This window comes from Tsuneonella dongtanensis, from assembly GCF_001698205.1.
GTDB lineage: Bacteria > Pseudomonadota > Alphaproteobacteria > Sphingomonadales > Sphingomonadaceae > Tsuneonella > Tsuneonella dongtanensis.
This window is the reverse complement of the sequence record NZ_CP016591.1, coordinates 1,201,869-1,218,351: the sequence shown is the minus strand read 5'-3', so window position 1 is coordinate 1,218,351 and position 16,483 is coordinate 1,201,869. Positions and strand designations below refer to the sequence as shown.

Here is a 16,483-nt window from a genome sequence, read left to right as displayed (position 1 = left end):
CTAGGGTCCTTCGAAACTGCCGGAAGGAAATAGCCGGTTTCCCGGGACCTGTCGGTTAACGCGGACCGTTATTATCGACCCGATTGATAGCCGGTCCCGCAGCGGGACAGCGTGCGACGTGGGGGTTAACTCAGATCCACTTCAAGCGCCGGAACAGGACGACGACCAACGCGGAGAGGAATACGCATGTGCCCGCGATGATCCAGAACCCGTAGGGGTGCCCCGGCATGTCCGCCCACGGCATTCCGCCGACGTTGATGCCGAACAGCCCCACGAGGAAGGACAGCGGCAAAAAGACGGTCGCGACAAGCGTCAGGCGGCGGTTGGTCCGCTCCGACAGCGCGAGAGCGCGGCTGCGCAGTTCGTCCATCAGCACGACCGCGCTTTCCTTGCTGACATCGATATCGTCGAGGAACCGGCGCAGGAGGGCTATTGTCTCTGCAATCTCCCGGCGGTCGTGCGGCTCGAACCATTCGGGCGCGTCGCGGCTTATCGCTTCGAGCGCGACGTGCTGCGGCCCCATGTGACGCTGGAGCGCGAGGCAGTTGCGCCGGATTGAGGCGATCTTGGTGAGCAGGGCCGTGTTGTCTTCTACCGCGAAGTCGAGGTCCTCGAGCCGGTCGATCTCGTCGTTCATGTCAACGATCGCGTTGTTCATGCGCTGGACGAGGTGTTCGGTCAGCTGGGTTACGAGCGCCCCGGCGTCGACCGGGCCCTTTCCGGCATCGATATCCGCCAAGGTATCCCGCGGGGTCTGGAGCGGCAGGCGACGCAGACTGATCAGCCGCTTCCCGTCGCTCCACAGCTGCATCGAGACCATGTCCTCGGGCAGCGCACCGGGGTTGAAATTGATGCCTCGAAGAGTGGCCGCAAGCGTTTCCCCGTCGCGAAACGCGCGCGGCCGGGTGGCGTCCCCGGTCAGCAGTTCGGCAGTCGGTTCGGGTATTCCGAGTTCGCTTTGAAGCCAGTCGGCCATGCCTTCCGCGCGCCGGTCGAGATGCAGCCACAGCACCTCGCCCGGCAGGTTCGGCTGCCAGCCTTGCGCCTGCTCCCAGGTGATCGGGTGCCCCCCGCCCTGCCCGTCGAGGACGCGTCCGAACAGGAGCGGTCCGCCTGCAGAGATGTCGTCGGTGGGGTCGCGTGACGGCGTCATGGGCACTCCATGCCGCATCCCGAACGCGCTGTCATTGCCCCTTCGTGCGCCGCCGCCTATATCGCCGGCCATGTCCTCGATCCGACCCTGGCGCGACATCGCGCGCCGTCAATCCCGCCAGATCATGGTCGGCAACGTGCCCGTTGGCGGCGACGCGCCGATCAGCGTCCAGACGATGACCAACACCCCGACAGAGGACGTGCGCGCGACGATCGACCAGATCCGCCGCTGCGAGGATGCGGGCGTCGACATCATCCGGGTGTCCTGCCCCACCGAGGAAGCGACCCGGCACTTCGACCAGATCACCCGCGCCGCCAAAGTGCCGGTCGTCGCCGACATCCATTTCCACTACAAGCGGGCGCTGGAAGCCGCCGACAAGGGCGCGGCGTGTCTGCGAATCAACCCAGGCAACATCGGCTCGTCCGAGCGCGTTGCCGAAGTCGTCCGCGCCGCGAAAGCGAACGGCTGCGCGATCCGCATCGGCGTCAACGCCGGCTCGCTCGAGAAGGACCTGCTCGAAAAATACGGCGAGCCCTGCCCCGAGGCGCTCGTCGAAAGCGCGCTCGACCACATCAAGCTGCTGCAGGACCACGACTTCCACGAATTCAAGGTGGCGGTAAAGGCGAGCGACGTATTCCTCGCTGTCGCCGCCTACATGGGCCTGGCCGAAGCGGTCGATTGTCCGCTCCACCTCGGCATCACCGAGGCCGGCGGACTGATCGGCGGCACGGTCAAGAGCAGCATCGGCATCGGCAACCTGCTGTGGGCGGGCATCGGCGACACGATACGCGTCTCGCTCAGCGCCGAGCCCGAACAGGAAGTGAAGGTCGGCTTCGAAATCCTCAAGAGCCTTGGCCTGCGCACCCGGGGCGTCCGCATCGTTTCGTGCCCGTCATGCAGCCGCCAGGGTTTCGACGTGATCCGCACGGTGGAGGCGCTAGAGAAGCGGCTCGAACACATCAAGACGCCGATGAGCCTGTCGGTCCTCGGCTGCGTGGTCAATGGCCCGGGCGAAGCGCGCGAAACCGACATCGGCATAACCGGCGGCGGCGCGGGCAAGCACATGGTCTATCTGTCCGGGGTGACCGATCACCACGTGCAATCCGACGACATGCTCGACCACATCGTCAGCCTCGTCGAGGCCAAGGCGGCCGAGATCGAGGCGGGTATGAGCGACGCCGGTCGAGCAAACGAGGTCGTCGAGGCGGCGGAATAACGATGGGCCTGACGATCCGGTCGGCCACCCGTGCCGATCTGCCGCTGATCGCCTCGTTCATCCGGGATTTGGCAGAATACGAGCGGCTGGCACACGAAGTTCGCTTCGATGAAGGCGAACTGGCGACGACGCTTTTCGGCGAACGTCCCTATGCGGAAGTCCTGATCGGCGAAATTGCGAGAGAAGCGCAGGGTTTCGCGTTGTTCTTTCACAATTTCTCGACTTTCGAGGGCAAGCCGGGGATTTGGCTCGAAGACCTCTTCGTGCGGCCCGACGCGCGCGGTGCGGGCCTTGGCAAGGCGCTGCTGGCGGAACTCGCCCGGCTGGCAAAGGAACGAGACTGCGCACGTCTCGAGTGGTCGGTACTCGACTGGAACACGCCGTCGATCGCGTTCTATCGCGATCTCGGGGCGCGCTCGATGGACGACTGGACGACGATGCGCGTCGACGGCGCAGCATTGTCGGCATTGGCGAATTTGCACGCATGACGAGGTCCCTCGCCCTCGCGGTGCTTCTTGCACTGGGTGCCTGCAGCACGACGGGCGGCACGCATCCAGAGGCATCGCTGTTCGATCCAGCTATCGATGCATCGCAGTCGTTCGCCGCTGCCCGCGAGCGATCGGCGGTATCGGGCAAGCCCCTGCTCGCCGTGCTCGGCGCGAACTGGTGCCACGACAGTCGGGCACTCGCAGGATGGCTGGAAACGCCGCGATTCCGGCAGCTTGTGGCCGACAGCTTCGAACTGATCTTCATCGACGTCGGCCATCCGCAGACCGGTGACGGACGGAATCTCGAGATCGCCAGAGGCTTCGGCATCGACGGGTTGGCCTCGACCCCGGCGCTGCTGATCGTCGCGCCGGACGGCACGCTCCTCAATCCCGACAGCGCGACTAGGTGGGGGAACGCAGGCAGCCGTAGCGAAGACGCGATCTTCGCCGAGCTGGCACGCCATGCCCGTTCACCGCTTGGATAGGCCGATGTGTGCTATAAGGACCTCATGAAACGGCGCGAACTCCTTGCGGGTACGATCGCAGCCGCCGCCGCGCTGGCGGCCCCCGTCGCGCGCGCCCAGGTACCGGCCGTTCCGATCTCGCTCGGCATGCGCGACCGTCGGCTGTTCGCCATCGCGCAGGAGCAGCTGGCGAAGCATGGTGCCGGTTTGTGGCATCGCGATATCGTCGGCGTGGTCGACTACGGCCTGCATTCGAGCCTGCCGCGCCTTCACATGGTCAACTTCGATACCGGCACGGTCGACAGTTACCGCTGCTCGCACGGCATGGGTTCGGACCCCGAGCACGACGGCTGGCTCAACTGGTTCTCCAACGTCCCCGAATCGTGGTGCAGCAGCAATGGCGCCTACATGACCTTCGGCTGGTACACGGGCAAGTTCGGCACTTCGGTCAGGCTGGAAGGGCTCGACCGGAGCAACTCCAACGCGCTCGACCGCGCGATCGTCATGCACCGCGCCGCCTACGCAGAGCCGTCGCATGTCGAACGCTATGGCCGAATGGGCCGCTCGAACGGCTGCTTTGCGATGAGCGACGCCGATTTCAAGGTGGCCCTGCTCCGCCTCGCCGGCGGACGCCTGCTGTTCTGCGACAAGCTCGGCATTGGGCCTGCGGGCGAAACTGTGACACAGCCCCCGAAGGACCTCCAGCTTATCGTGCCCGAGGGCGCGCCGCAGCCGCCTCTGGTTCCGGGAGCGTTCTGAGCCGCACTCAGGTCGTCTGCAGGTCGTCCACGATCTCGACGGCTTCTTCGCTCGTCGCGCGAGCACGATTCGCCTGCCGCGGTGCATCGAAGCTCGCCAGAACGGGCGCGTCGCGGCCGTAGATGTCCTTGAATTCGCGCAGTTTGCCCTCGATGTCGCGGCCCATCGTGAAATAGGTGATGTAGACCGGCATCGACTTCTGGATCGGCACACGGGTGTACTTGCCGCTGGTGCTGATCGCGACGGCTTCGTCGGCGGCCGCCTTGCGCGCTTCGGGCGTCGTGGCGAGGTTGCCCAGGATCGCCAGCGTTATCGCCAGCTCCTGCGCGCGTTCGGTCCGCACGCAGCCGTGGCTGAGCGCCCGGTTCTCCTGGTTGAACAGGTTGCGGTTGGGCGTGTCGTGGAGGAAGATCGCGTGCGGATTGGGCATATCGAGCTTCATCAGGCCGAGCGAATTGTTCGCGCCCGGCTGCTGGACCACGGTGACGAACCCTGTCTCCTTGTCCTTCCATCCGCGGTATCCGGCGGCCTTGGCCCAGCCCGGATTGCCGAGCACTTTCGCGCCAAGTCCTTCGCCCTTCACGATCGACTGCGGCACGGTCCAGGTCGGGTTGAAGATAACCCCTTCGACGGTCTCGGCGAGCTGCGGGGTCGCGGTCCGACCCGGCTTGCCGACGATCGTGCGATAGGTGCTGATGATCTTGTGGTTGACCGTCAGGCGCAGCTGATACTCGGGAACGTTGGTCAACAGGAACTGCGGGCCGAGGTCACGGGCCAGCCAGCGCCAGCGGTCCATGTTCGCACGGATCAGCTTGCGCTTGGCGGGGTCGGTCGTGTTGGCGAGCTCCGCCTTGAGGTGGCCGTAGTCCGGGTGCTCCGGATTGAGCGCCATGAGGCTGGCGGCAATCGAACGATTGGCCAGCGCCTGGGCCATCACTTCGCCGGTGCGATAGCGATCGGGGTCGGGATCGACGACGAACCACTGCTTGCGCGCCTCCATCGGCGTGCGTCCGTCGCGCAGGTCCTCGACCAGCCACGCAAAGCTCCGGCTGGCGGCCTCGTTCAGGGCCTGTCCCGGGCCTGCGGCGATGGCGGCGGCGAGCTGGTCGGGCTGGTAATCCTTGGGATCGAGCCCTTCGCTGCCGATCGAGGCGATTACGCCCACCAGCGCGCGCGCATCGGCGACAGTCCACACCTGGACTTCGGGAGCAACCGGCTGGACGGTGGCGGCCATTTCCGCGCGCTTGCCCATCGCGTCGATCGATGCGGTGACATCGTCGGGGCTCATGACCTTCTGCGGAGCGACGATCGGCGGTTCGGGGGGCAGGAGATTTTCCGGGCCCCTGGCCTGCGCCCATGCGCTTGCCGGCAACGCCGCCAGGGCCGCGCCGATCAGCCAGAACCGCTTGCTTCCCTCGATCACCGCCAGAATTCCTCGTCTTTCCCGGCGCCGCCCACCGCGGCGCCCTCCACTCGCAAAAGGTCTATAGCCCCTGTGCCCCGCGTCCTTCAACGCGCGCGGCTGAAGCTCGGCTGAATCCCGCTTGACCGGTGGCGCGAATGTCACGAACGGCGCGCAGGCCATGCCGCGCAGCGATCATCCCGTCCTACCCCTGCTTGCCGCGGTGCTGGCGATCGGGCTGCTGAGCTGGATGGACGCATTCATGAAGAACGCTTCGCTGGCGGTCGGGGCCTACAGCGCGCTGCTGCTGCGCGCGCCACTCGGATTCGCGGTGGCGTTTCCGGCGTGGCGCCTATCCGGCGGGAAATGGCCCGCGCGGCCCGCATTGCGCATCCACCTGGTCCGCGGCGTGGTCGTCGCCGTGATGGGGTTCCTATTCTTCTACGGCCTCACATTCCTGCCGCTGGCACAGGCGATCGCGATCAGCTTCGTGGCGCCGCTCATCGCGCTGTTCCTCGCCGCGGTGCTGCTCGGCGAGAAGATCGGGCGCCGCGTGATCATCGGAGCGCTTCTCGGGCTCGTCGGCGTTCTCGTTATCCTCGCGGGCAAGATCCTGCGCGAAACGATGACCGGCAATGCCCCGCTCGGCATCGCTGCGGTCCTCGGATCGGCGCTGCTCTATGCGTGGAACCTCGTCCTGCAGCGCCAGCAGGCACTCGTTGCCAAACCGCTCGAAGTGGTGACCTTCCAGAGCGCGATCTCGTTTCTGGTGCTGATCTGGTTCGCGCCGTTCTTCCTCGTCTGGCCCGATGCCGGCGCCTGGCGCGATATTGGCATAAGCACCCTGCTTTCCTATTCGGGCGCGATGCTGCTGACCTGGGCCTACGCCCGGGCGGAGACCCAGCGCCTCGCTCCGCTCGAGTACACCGGCTTCCTTTGGGCCGTGCTCTTCGGCTGGCTGTTCTTCGGTGAGGCGGTCTCGATCTCGACCACCGCGGGCGCCATGCTCATTGTCGCCGGTTGCTGGATCGCCACGCGCGGCAAGCCCCCGGAACCCGAGCAGACCGCGCTCTGACCCTACCCCTCCCCTTGACCTCGCCCGACGGTGCGCGCAGGAGCGCGGGCAATATTTCCGCTCACTCAAGCCAAGGATCGACGCACGCATGACCCAGGTCGGCAAGGACTCGCTCGGAACCCGCAGCAATCTGAACGTGGGAGGGCAGGACTACGCTTACTACTCGCTGAAAAAGGCATCGGAGACGATCGGCGACGTCAGCCGCCTGCCCTTCAGCATGAAGGTCCTGCTCGAGAACCTGCTGCGGTTCGAGGATGCGGGCTTCACCGTCTCGGTCGGCCACATTCAGGCGCTCGCCGATTGGCAGAAGAACCCCGTAACCGGCTCGGAGATCCAGTACCGGCCGGCACGCGTGCTGCTGCAGGACTTCACCGGAGTGCCCTGCGTCGTCGACCTGGCCGCGATGCGCGACGCGATCTCGAAGCTTGGCGGCGACACCAGCAAGATCAACCCGCTGGTCCCGGTCAACCTGGTGATCGACCACTCGGTCATGGTCGATGAATTCGGCCACCCCAAGGCGTTCGAGGAGAACGTCGAAATCGAATACCAGCGCAACATGGAGCGCTACGACTTTCTCAAGTGGGGGTCGAAATCGCTCAACAACTTCTATGCCGTGCCGCCGGGCACCGGCATCTGCCACCAGGTGAACCTGGAAAACATCGCGCAGGCCGTCTGGACCAGCAAGGATCAGGCCGGGGCGACCGTCGCCTATCCCGACACCTGCGTCGGCACCGACAGCCACACCACGATGATCAACGGTCTCGGCGTGCTGGGCTGGGGCGTGGGCGGGATCGAGGCGGAGGCGGCGATGCTCGGCCAGCCGGTCTCGATGCTGATCCCCGAGGTTGTCGGCTTCAAGCTGACCGGGAAGCTCAAGGAAGGCGTGACCGCGACCGACCTTGTGCTGACTTGCACCAACATGCTGCGCAAGCACGGCGTGGTCGGACGCTTCGTCGAATACTACGGCCCCGGCCTCGCCTCGCTCAGCCTCGCTGACCGCGCGACGCTGGCCAACATGGCGCCCGAATACGGCGCGACCTGCGGCTTCTTCGGGATCGACGACAAGACGCTCGACTACCTGCGACTGACCGGCCGGGAAGAGCAGCAGATCGCGCTGGTCGAGGCCTATGCCAAGGAACAGGGCCTGTGGATCGATCCTTCGGCCGCCGACCCGGTGTTCTCTTCGACCCTCGAGCTCGACATGGGCAGCGTGGTCCCCTCGCTCGCCGGGCCCAAGCGCCCGCAGGACCGTGTCGACCTGACCGAAGTGGACGACGTCTTCGCCCAGGACATGGCGGAAACCTACAAGAAGAGCGTCACGCGCGTGCCGGTCGAAGGCAAGGACTTCGACGTGGGCGACGGCGACGTGATGATCGCCGCGATCACCAGCTGCACGAACACCTCGAACCCGGGCGTGCTCGTCGCCGCCGGCCTCGTTGCGAAGAAGGCCGACGAGTTCGGCCTCAAGCCCAAGCCGTGGGTCAAGACGTCGCTTGCGCCAGGGTCGCAGGTGGTCACCGACTACCTGGTGAAGGCCGGCCTTCAGAAGCACCTCGACAACATCGGCTTCAACCTCGTCGGCTACGGCTGCACGACCTGCATCGGCAATTCCGGTCCGCTGGCCGAGCCGATCAGCAAGGCGATCAACGACAACGGCCTCGTCGCCAGCGCGGTGATCAGCGGCAACCGCAACTTCGAGGGCCGCGTTTCGCCGGACGTGCGGGCCAACTTCCTCGCCAGCCCGCCGCTCGTGGTTGCCTATGCCCTCAAGGGGACGGTGATCGAGGACTTCACGACCACCCCGATCGGCCAGTCGAGGGACGGTGTGGACGTCTATCTCAAGGATATCTGGCCCTCGAACGAGGAAGTGGCCGAGACAATGCTCGCCAACGTCGATCGGGAAATGTTCCAGACCCGCTACGCCGACGTCTACAAGGGCGATGCGCACTGGCAGGCGATCGACGTGACGGGCAGCGAAACCTACAAGTGGCGCGCCGGATCGACCTACATCGCCAATCCGCCCTACTTCGACGGCATGACGATGACCCCGGCGCCGGTGACCGACATCGTCGACGCCAAGCCGCTGCTGGTGCTGGGCGATTCGATCACCACCGACCACATCAGCCCGGCCGGCTCGATCAAGGCCGATAGCCCCGCGGGCCAGTGGCTGATGGAGCACCAGGTCGCGAAGGCCGACTTCAACTCGTACGGCGCGCGCCGCGGTCACCATGAAGTGATGATGCGCGGCACTTTCGCCAACATCCGCATTAAGAACGAGATGGTCCCCGGCACCGAGGGCGGCTTCTCGAGCTACAAGGGCGAGACAATGCCGGTCTACGACGCGGCGATGAAGCACAAGGCCGACGGCACGCCGCTGGTCGTCATCGCAGGCAAGGAATATGGCACCGGCTCGTCACGCGACTGGGCGGCCAAGGGCACCAACCTTCTCGGCGTGCGCGCGGTGATCGTCGAGAGCTTCGAGCGGATCCACCGCTCGAACCTCGTCGGGATGGGCGTTCTCCCACTGCAGTTCAAGGACGGCGAGAGCCGGACCTCGCTCGGCCTCACCGGCGACGACAGCTTCACGATCCGCGGGCTCGCGGACATCCAGCCCGGCCAGGACGTCGAAGTCGAGGTGACCAAGGCCGACGGGAGCACGACCAGCTTCACCGCGCTGTGCCGGATCGATACCGCGAACGAGCTCGAATACTACTTCAACGGCGGCATCCTGCACTACGTCCTGCGCAAGCTGGCGTCGTGACGGTGCGGACGCGGTTATCTGTTGCCGCCGCCGCACTCGCGCTGGCGGTGACCGGATGCTCGACATCCGAGGCGAACACCGCCGCCGCAGACGTCGCATCGGTATCCGAGGGAATCGCGTCGCTTGACGCACGGCAGCTTGGCGCGCTGGTCGATGCCGGAAAGGTCGTGCTGGTCGACGTCCGCACGCCCGAGGAGTTTGCCGAAGGCCATATCGCGGGCGCAGTGAACATGCCGCTTGACCAGTTCGAACCGGGCGCGGTCCCGCAAGTCGCGGACAAGCAGACCGTCCTCTATTGCCGCTCGGGCAAAAGATCGCTGACAGCGGCGGAGATGCTCGAAGATGCGACCGGCAGCGCGGTCCACCTCGCCGGCGGCATTCTCGCCTGGCAGGAGAGCGGGCGGTCGGTCACCGCCTTGCAGTGACTTCCGCCGACGGAGAGTTAAGCGTTATTTGACTGGCTGAAGGTACAGTGGACGGCATGAACGCCGTCTCCTCCGACATCGATCCCGCCGCGATCGAGGAAAGCCGACGCCAGCGCGCCCTTATCGGGCAATGGGTGCGTGCCCGTCTGCAGGCCCATCCAGCCGTAGAACAGCTGGTTTCCGACGGCGGCGAACTGTACCGGGTGCCGAAGTTCCTCGGCCGGACCGATTGCCGAGAGATCGTTCGCGTGATCAATTCCCGCGCGGTCCCTTCGACAGTCCTGGGTGACGGCGTCCATAGGGAGATTCGGTCCAGCTCTACGCACCATTTCGACCGTGAGGACCCGCTGAACTGCAGCCTTGAGGATTACGTCGACGAATTGCTCGGCATCAGCAAGGTCTTCTCGGAACCGATGCAGGGTCAGCGATATCACGTCGGTCAGCAGTACCGCCATCATCACGACTTCTTCCACGGCGCCGACCGGATCACATCCGATGAATCGGCGCGTGGCGGGCAGCGGACGTGGACCGCGATGATCTATCTCAATGAGCCGCGCGAGGGCGGGGAAACCGAGTTTCCCAAGTTCGACCTGCGGCTCGCGCCCGAAGCGGGTACGCTCGTCATCTGGAACAACATGCGGCCTGACGGGTCGCCCAATTCGAACACGCTGCACGCAGCGCTGGCTGTGAAGCGCGGTATCAAACACGTCATCACGAAATGGTACAGGCAAGGACCGTACCGGCTCCTCGCCTAGCGCCGATGCGAAAAGGGGCGACCTCCGCGTAGGAGGCCGCCCCTTCGCATGGCGGTCCTGCTTCGAGGCTCAGCCCGCCTGCTTGGCCTTTTTCTTGCGCCGCACGAGTGCTGCTGCTGCGGCTGCACCGAACAGTATCGTCATCGGCGGCGCGGGAACGGGCGTGCCGCTTGAAGAGCCATGCCAGCCGCTCGACGATCCCGACGACGACCCGCTCGAGGACGAGCTGGAGCTCGACGATGAGGAGCTCGACGACGAGGACGAGCCGCTGGTCGAGGTGGTCATGTTGCCCGAGCTTGAACCGCTCGTCGACATGCCGCTGCTGCTGCTCGATCCGCTGCTGCTGCCCGACGAGCTGCCGCTCGACCCGTTCGATCCGCCCCACCCGGACGAGCCGCGGCTCGAGGAGCCATGGCCTGACGATCCATAGCTGGACGATGCGTGGCCACCGGACGAGCCATATCCGGGCTTGCCCGAAGTGCCGCCCGAGCTGGAGCTGCTGCTGCTCGAGGAAGAGGAAGACGACGAAGAGCTGGAAGACGATGACGAGGACGACGAACTGACGTTGCCCGAGGTCGAGGTCGACGTACTCGAATAGTTGCCCGACGAGCTGGAGACGTTGCCCGATGACGAGGAGACGTTGCCCGACGATGTCGACGAGGAACTCGAGACATTGCCCGAACTCGATGACACGTTTCCTGAGCTCGAGCTCACATTCCCCGAGCTCGACGACACATTGCCCGACGTGGAGCTGACATTGCCCGAGCTCGACGTGCTGGACTGGCTCTGGTTCTGGTTCGACGAGTTGTTCGAACTGTTGTTGTTGTTGTTGTTATTGTTGATGACAATGCTGATGCCGCTCGACGAGCCGCTGCTCGACGGAGGCGGCGGTGAGGGATCGCCGCTGCTCGAAGGCGGCGCACCCGGAGGGAAATCTCCGCTGCTCGAGGGCGGAGGTGGCGACGGGAAATCGCCGCTGCTGCTGCCCGAGGTGGAGGTAGAAGTCGTCGAGGTCACGGTCACGCTGCCGCCGCTCGAACCGCCCCCGCCGAAGAACCCGCCGAAGAACCCGCCGCCAAAGCCGCCGCCGAAGCCGCCGCTGCCGCCGATCACGGTCACGCCGCCGCTGCTGCCGCCGCCGACCGGGGCCGGGGGCGGAAGAGCGATCGGGGCCATCGCATAGGCGTAGGTAGGCGGGCAATTCGGGTCGATCGCGCCGTGGGCTCCATGGGCCGGACCGTGCGCCATGCCCGACGTGGCACCGTAGGCACCGATCGCCGCAGGACCCGCAGGCACGCACTCGATCTCGCGCTTCACGATGGTGCGCTTACGCTTGACGGGCCGGGGCTCATGGCGGTGCGTCACCGTACGTTGCTTGACGTACTTGACCGGCTGCGCCTTCACCGACTTGACCGACTTGACCTGCTTCGGGCCCGCGGCCTGCGTCTCGGCGACATGGGCAGCGCCGCCCACGAGCAGCGCGGTTCCGGCAGCGGTTGCAGACAGTTTCGCCAGGGCCATCTTGACCGACATGGGCAGTACCTTCGTTTCCTGCGGGGACTCCCTGCCGGCGGCTCCGGCGGAATTAGGCCCCTGTCGCATCAGGAAACGGCAGCCACTCCTTACCGACAATTGAATTAACCAAGAAAAACTCGGCCGAACTCCTCTTTTCGAGACCCACCGGGGTTCGCGGGCCGGGTCTGTCCCAATCCGGAACCGGTTTTCTAACGCCGGTTAACCGTTCGGCCGCAGAACGCGGAGGAACAGGGTCAATTTGGCGTTAACCGCGAATCACTTGTCGCCGAGGTCGAACAGGCCTGTCTGCGAGCCTGCGGGCGGCTGCATTTCGAGATGCTGCCAGCCCGCATCATTGAGGCAGCGCCCGCGGGCAGTGCGGGCGACGAGGCCGAGCTGGATCAGGTACGGCTCGATCACTTCCTCGATCGTGTCGCGCGGCTCGGAAAGCCCTGCGGCCAGCGTCTCGACCCCCACCGGCCCGCCCTTGTAGGTGCCCGCGATCATGCGGAGGTAACGCCGGTCCATCGCGTCGAGGCCGAGGTTGTCGATCTCCAGCCGGGTGAGCGCGGCATCGGCCACCCCCGCAGTCACCGCAACGTCGCCCTGCACGTGCGCGAAGTCGCGCACCCGGCGCAGAAGCCGGCCTGCCACGCGCGGTGTGCCGCGGCTGCGGCGGGCGATCTCGCGCGCACCGCCCGGACCGAGCGGAAGGCCAAGCAGTCCCGCCCCGCGCGTCACCACCCGTTCGAGCTCCTCGACGGTGTAGAAATTGAGCCGCACCGGGATGCCGAACCGGTCGCGCAGCGGCGTGGTCAACAGTCCCTGCCGGGTCGTCGCGCCGATCAGCGTGAACGGCGGCAGGTCGATCCGCACCGAGCGCGCGGACGGCCCCTCGCCGATGATCAGGTCGAGCGCGCGATCCTCCATCGCGGGATAGAGCACCTCCTCGACCACCGGATTGAGCCGGTGGATCTCGTCGATGAAGAGGACATCGTTCGCTTCCAGGTTGGTGAGCAACGCGGCCAGATCGCCCGCCTTGGCGATCACCGGGCCAGATGTTGCGCGGAACCCCACCCCGAGTTCCTTCGCCACGATCTGCGCGAGCGTCGTCTTGCCGAGACCCGGCGGACCGAAGAACAGCACGTGGTCCATCGCCTCGCCGCGCGCCTTGGCCGCATCGACGAACACGCGCAGGTTCTCCCGCGCCGCCTCCTGCCCGACGAACTCGCCGAGCGACTTCGGCCGCAGCGCGGCGTCCGGGTCCTCCGGCTGGCGCTGGGGGGTATGGAGAGGAACGGGTTCCGTCACCCTCGCTTGCCCCACATGGCGTCGATCCCGAACTTGCCCGATCCGGCCGCAGCGAAATGGAGGCCCAGGAACACCAGCACGATCGCCGGCCACCAGCCGCGGAACGGCTCGCTCCAATGGACCATCGCGACCGCCACGACGAAGTTCGCCGCGATCAGCAGGCCGGCAACGCGCGTGAACAGGCCCAGGATCAACAGTATCCCGCAACCGAACTGGATCGCCACCGAGAGCGGGGCCATAAGCTGCGGCGCGGGGAATCCGAACTGGTCGAGAAATTTCACGAACTCCGCCATCCGCACGGCGCTGGAGACATTGTCCCAGGTCTCGTGGACGAGGAAGGCGCCGGTCAGCGCGCGCAGACCGAACAGCGTAAGGTCGCTGAACCGGGAAAAACTGGCGAGTTTTACATTCATCCTGCGGCCCTTCTTAACGCAATCCTGATCAAGTCGCTTTCCGCTGCACATTCGCCCAGTTCGTCGATCGCGCGGGCGACGGCGGCGGCGGCGATCTGGGGCTTGAAGCCGAGGTTCTGAAGCGCGCTGACCGCGTCGGCGCTCGCCCCGCCTTTCGGCATCGGCATGGCGACACCAGCGCCCAAAGGCAACGCGCCGGCCTTGTCCTTCAGCTCGTTGACGATGCGGCCGGCCAGCTTCGGCCCGACGCCTTGCGCGCGGGCCACGCTGGCGGCGTCCTGCGCGGCGCAGGCGCGTTGCAGTTCTTCGGGGCTGAGCGCCGAGAGGATCGCCAGCGCGACCTTGCTGCCCACGCCCTGCACCTGCGTGAGCAGGCGGAACCAGTCGCGCTCCGTCCCGCTGGCGAAGCCGAGCAGGCGCATGTCGTTCTCGGACACCTGCAGGTCGGTGTAGACCGTGCACGCCTCGCCCGCTTCGCCAAGCGCGGCCAGCGTCTTCGACGAGCAGTGGACGAGGTAGCCGACGCCCGCGACGTCGATCACCGCCCAGTCGGTGCCGGTTTCGTCGAGGATACCCTTCAGCTTGGCAATCATGGCCGGTTCGTGCCCGAGCGAAGCGCGCTTGACCAGTCGGTGCGCGGCGTTCTCCGCAAGCGAAAGGCGACACGAAGTCTACACCTGAAACCGGCCACCCGATCACGTATCACGACTTCAACCCTGTCGACGTGGGACGAGAAGGAACAGGGCGCGAACATGGCCTTCCCGCCTGACACAAATGCAGCCTTGTAGGACAGCAAAATCTGCATCGCTCGACATGACCATCATTCGGGCTATGGAAAGGCCCATGAGCTGGAACACCTTCGGACGCGTATTCCGCATGACGACCTGGGGCGAAAGCCACGGGCCGGCGCTGGGCGCGGTGGTCGACGGATGTCCTCCGGGCCTTTCGCTGAGCGAGGCGGACATCCAGCCCTGGCTCGACGCGCGGCGGCCGGGGCAGAACAAGTTCACCACCCAGCGGCAGGAACCCGACGCGGTGCGCGTGCTGTCGGGTGTGTTCGAGGGCAAGACGACCGGCACGCCGATCAGCCTGATGATCGAGAACGTAGACCAGCGTTCGAAGGACTATTCCGAGGTCGCCAAGGCCTATCGCCCGGGCCACGCCGACTATGCCTACGACGCCAAGTACGGTTTTCGCGACTATCGCGGCGGCGGGCGCTCGTCCGCGCGCGAGACCGCGGCGCGGGTCGCGGCGGGGGCGGTGGCGCGCCTGGTCATCCCCGAGGTGCGGATCGAGGCCTACGTCGTCGAGATCGGCGGCGACGGCATCGACCGCGCGAATTTCGACCCGTCGGAGGTCGGCAACAACCCCTTCTGGTGCCCCGACGCCGAGGCGGCCCAGCGCTGGGCCGCGATGGTCGACGAGGCGCGGCTCGCCGGCTCCTCGCTCGGCGCGGTGGTGGAATGCGTGGCGCACGGCGTCCCTGCCGGATGGGGGGCGCCGATCTATGCCAAGCTCGATGCCGACCTTGCGGGCGGCATGATGGGGATCAACGCGGTCAAGGCGGTGGAGATCGGCGACGGGTTCGCCGCCGCGCGACTGACCGGCGAGCAGAACGCCGACGCAATGCGTCCTGGGCGCCCCGGCAACGACGGCCCGCGCTTCGAGGCCAATCACGCGGGCGGGATCGCGGGCGGCATCAGCACCGGGCAGCCCGTGGTCTGCCGCGTGGCGTTCAAGCCGACCAGTTCGATCCTCACCCCTGTCGAGACGATCGACCGAGAGGGCAACGCCACGGAAATCCGCACCAAGGGCCGCCATGACCCCTGCGTCGGTATCCGCGGCACACCCGTGGTCGCGGCGATGATGGCGCTGGTGCTGGCTGATCACAAACTGCTGGACCGCGCGCAGGTCGGCCCGCGCTAGCCGCGGACATTAGCCGAACCAGCGGCGCCGATTGTCGACGTGGCGCAGTGCGGCGACCGTTGCGAATATGACCGTGAGCGCGGCTGCGAGGGTCGCGAACGCCACCAGCGACGCACGTTGCCCGCCATCCGCATGGATCGCAAAAAGGGCGTAGAGGAACACGGCCGCGTAGACCGGGTTTCCGCGCTCCCGGTAAACGGCAAGCGCCGCGATCACCCCGCCCACGATTATGATCGCCGCGGCCAGCGCGGGCTGGCTGCCGTTTCCACCCCAGCCGTAGAATGTCAGGGCAGAGGTCACGTTGACGATCGTCGCCGCCGTCAGCCAGGCGGCCAGGGCGCTGAGCGGCAGCATGACCAGCCACCGTTCCCTCGTCGCGAGCGGCCGTTCGAAGCGCGCGATCCGGCGATAGGCGATGAGGGCGCATGCGAGGCTGGCGGCGATGATGACGACCGATACCGCGTCGATCGCGGCGGTCTGGACGTACAGCGACCATACCCCGTTGGCTGCGAAGGTCCCCGCCGCGGGCCATGCCACCCGGTCCAGCAGGCGGTCGGCTCGTTGTGCCGGAAGCAACTGGTATATCGAGAACAGGACCGCGCCGGCGAACAGCGGCCCCCAGATGGCGAACGCCCAGCCCGCAGGGGTCACGAGCGTGTCCACCGTGTCGGAGCGCGCACCGACTTCCTGCCCGATGCCGAGACGCGGCAGGAAGCCTGCCCCGATCTGCAGGATCACCGCCATCAGGACGGCGACTTTTTGTGCGACGGGTCTTAAGGCGCTGGCGCCGGCTTCGTCGGAATGCAAACTCATGAGCGTG

The 16,483-nt window shown here is 66.3% G+C and carries 18 protein-coding genes; 12 read left to right on the top strand and 6 right to left on the bottom strand.

The window, feature by feature from the left end; genetic code table 11:
• Positions 1-130 precede the first annotated feature (130 nt).
• On the bottom strand, positions 131-1,153 hold the full coding sequence (locus A6F68_RS05790) for a CorA family divalent cation transporter (RefSeq protein WP_067677297.1): 1,023 nt from the start codon (positions 1,151-1,153) through the stop codon (positions 131-133).
• 70 nt (positions 1,154-1,223) lie between these two features.
• On the opposite strand from A6F68_RS05790, the gene ispG reads away from it, so the two are divergent.
• The 4 genes from ispG to A6F68_RS05770 are packed head-to-tail and all read left to right on the top strand — an operon-like array spanning position 1,224 to position 4,080.
• Entirely contained in the window at positions 1,224-2,369 is a 1,146-nt protein-coding gene (ispG, locus tag A6F68_RS05785; RefSeq protein ID WP_067677295.1) for a flavodoxin-dependent (E)-4-hydroxy-3-methylbut-2-enyl-diphosphate synthase, read from the top strand.
• Between the two features lie 2 nt (positions 2,370-2,371).
• Positions 2,372-2,857: a GNAT family N-acetyltransferase gene (locus A6F68_RS05780; protein ID WP_067677291.1), complete on the top strand. Its 486-nt coding sequence runs from the start codon at positions 2,372-2,374 to the stop codon at positions 2,855-2,857.
• A complete protein-coding gene (locus A6F68_RS05775; RefSeq protein WP_067677289.1) occupies positions 2,854-3,342 on the top strand; it encodes a thioredoxin family protein in 489 nt (162 codons plus the stop codon). Before A6F68_RS05780 ends, A6F68_RS05775 begins: the two co-directional genes overlap by 4 nt.
• A 24-nt stretch (positions 3,343-3,366) precedes the next feature.
• Entirely contained in the window at positions 3,367-4,080 is a 714-nt protein-coding gene (locus tag A6F68_RS05770; protein ID WP_067677287.1) for a murein L,D-transpeptidase catalytic domain-containing protein, read from the top strand.
• A 7-nt stretch (positions 4,081-4,087) separates the two neighbouring features.
• Here the strand turns inward: A6F68_RS05770 and A6F68_RS05765 are convergent, their stop codons facing one another.
• On the bottom strand, positions 4,088-5,503 hold the full coding sequence (locus A6F68_RS05765; protein WP_067677284.1) for a L,D-transpeptidase family protein: 1,416 nt from the start codon (positions 5,501-5,503) through the stop codon (positions 4,088-4,090).
• A gap of 160 nt (positions 5,504-5,663) precedes the next feature.
• Here A6F68_RS05765 and A6F68_RS05760 point away from each other — a divergent pair, with 160 nt between their 5' ends.
• The 7 genes from A6F68_RS05760 (at position 5,664) to A6F68_RS05735 (ending at position 11,681) form a co-directional block, all read left to right on the top strand.
• A complete protein-coding gene (locus A6F68_RS05760) occupies positions 5,664-6,557 on the top strand; it encodes a DMT family transporter (RefSeq protein ID WP_067682148.1) in 894 nt (297 codons plus the stop codon).
• Positions 6,558-6,645: 88 nt separating this feature from the next.
• Positions 6,646-9,318: an aconitate hydratase AcnA gene (gene acnA, locus A6F68_RS05755; protein ID WP_067677282.1), complete on the top strand. Its 2,673-nt coding sequence runs from the start codon at positions 6,646-6,648 to the stop codon at positions 9,316-9,318.
• A complete protein-coding gene (locus tag A6F68_RS05750) occupies positions 9,315-9,743 on the top strand; it encodes a rhodanese-like domain-containing protein (protein ID WP_232308205.1) in 429 nt (142 codons plus the stop codon). Before acnA ends, A6F68_RS05750 begins: the two co-directional genes overlap by 4 nt.
• Positions 9,744-9,799: 56 nt before the next feature.
• Positions 9,800-10,498, top strand: a complete 699-nt coding sequence (locus A6F68_RS05745) for a prolyl hydroxylase family protein (RefSeq protein ID WP_067677280.1) — start codon at positions 9,800-9,802, stop codon at positions 10,496-10,498.
• Positions 10,499-10,580: 82 nt separating this feature from the next.
• A complete protein-coding gene (locus tag A6F68_RS05740) occupies positions 10,581-10,928 on the top strand; it encodes a hypothetical protein (protein ID WP_067677278.1) in 348 nt (115 codons plus the stop codon).
• A 39-nt stretch (positions 10,929-10,967) separates the two neighbouring features.
• Positions 10,968-11,096: a hypothetical protein gene (locus A6F68_RS15365; protein WP_257784460.1), complete on the top strand. Its 129-nt coding sequence runs from the start codon at positions 10,968-10,970 to the stop codon at positions 11,094-11,096.
• Positions 11,097-11,681: a hypothetical protein gene (locus A6F68_RS05735; RefSeq protein WP_067677276.1), complete on the top strand. Its 585-nt coding sequence runs from the start codon at positions 11,097-11,099 to the stop codon at positions 11,679-11,681.
• Between the two features lie 608 nt (positions 11,682-12,289).
• Here A6F68_RS05735 and ruvB read toward each other — a convergent pair.
• From ruvB to ruvA, 3 genes are read right to left on the bottom strand one after another with little or no spacing between them, the layout of a single operon-like run.
• Entirely contained in the window at positions 12,290-13,324 is a 1,035-nt protein-coding gene (gene ruvB, locus A6F68_RS05730) for a Holliday junction branch migration DNA helicase RuvB (RefSeq protein ID WP_067677274.1), read from the bottom strand.
• The gene (locus A6F68_RS05725; RefSeq protein ID WP_067677272.1) at positions 13,321-13,737 is read right to left on the bottom strand and encodes a DoxX family protein; all 417 of its coding nucleotides are present in this window, start codon (positions 13,735-13,737) and stop codon (positions 13,321-13,323) included. The genes ruvB and A6F68_RS05725 overlap by 4 nt, the downstream gene beginning before the upstream one ends.
• Positions 13,734-14,330: a Holliday junction branch migration protein RuvA gene (gene ruvA / locus A6F68_RS05720; RefSeq protein WP_067677270.1), complete on the bottom strand. Its 597-nt coding sequence runs from the start codon at positions 14,328-14,330 to the stop codon at positions 13,734-13,736. Before ruvA ends, A6F68_RS05725 begins: the two co-directional genes overlap by 4 nt.
• Positions 14,331-14,580: 250 nt before the next feature.
• On the opposite strand from ruvA, the gene aroC reads away from it, so the two are divergent.
• Positions 14,581-15,663: a chorismate synthase gene (gene aroC, locus A6F68_RS05715; protein WP_067677268.1), complete on the top strand. Its 1,083-nt coding sequence runs from the start codon at positions 14,581-14,583 to the stop codon at positions 15,661-15,663.
• 9 nt (positions 15,664-15,672) lie between these two features.
• Here the strand turns inward: aroC and A6F68_RS05710 are convergent, their stop codons facing one another.
• Positions 15,673-16,476 carry a hypothetical protein gene (locus tag A6F68_RS05710; RefSeq protein ID WP_067677266.1) on the bottom strand — a complete coding sequence of 268 codons (804 nt, stop codon included), beginning with the start codon at positions 16,474-16,476 and terminating at the stop codon, positions 15,673-15,675.
• Positions 16,477-16,483 lie beyond the last annotated feature (7 nt).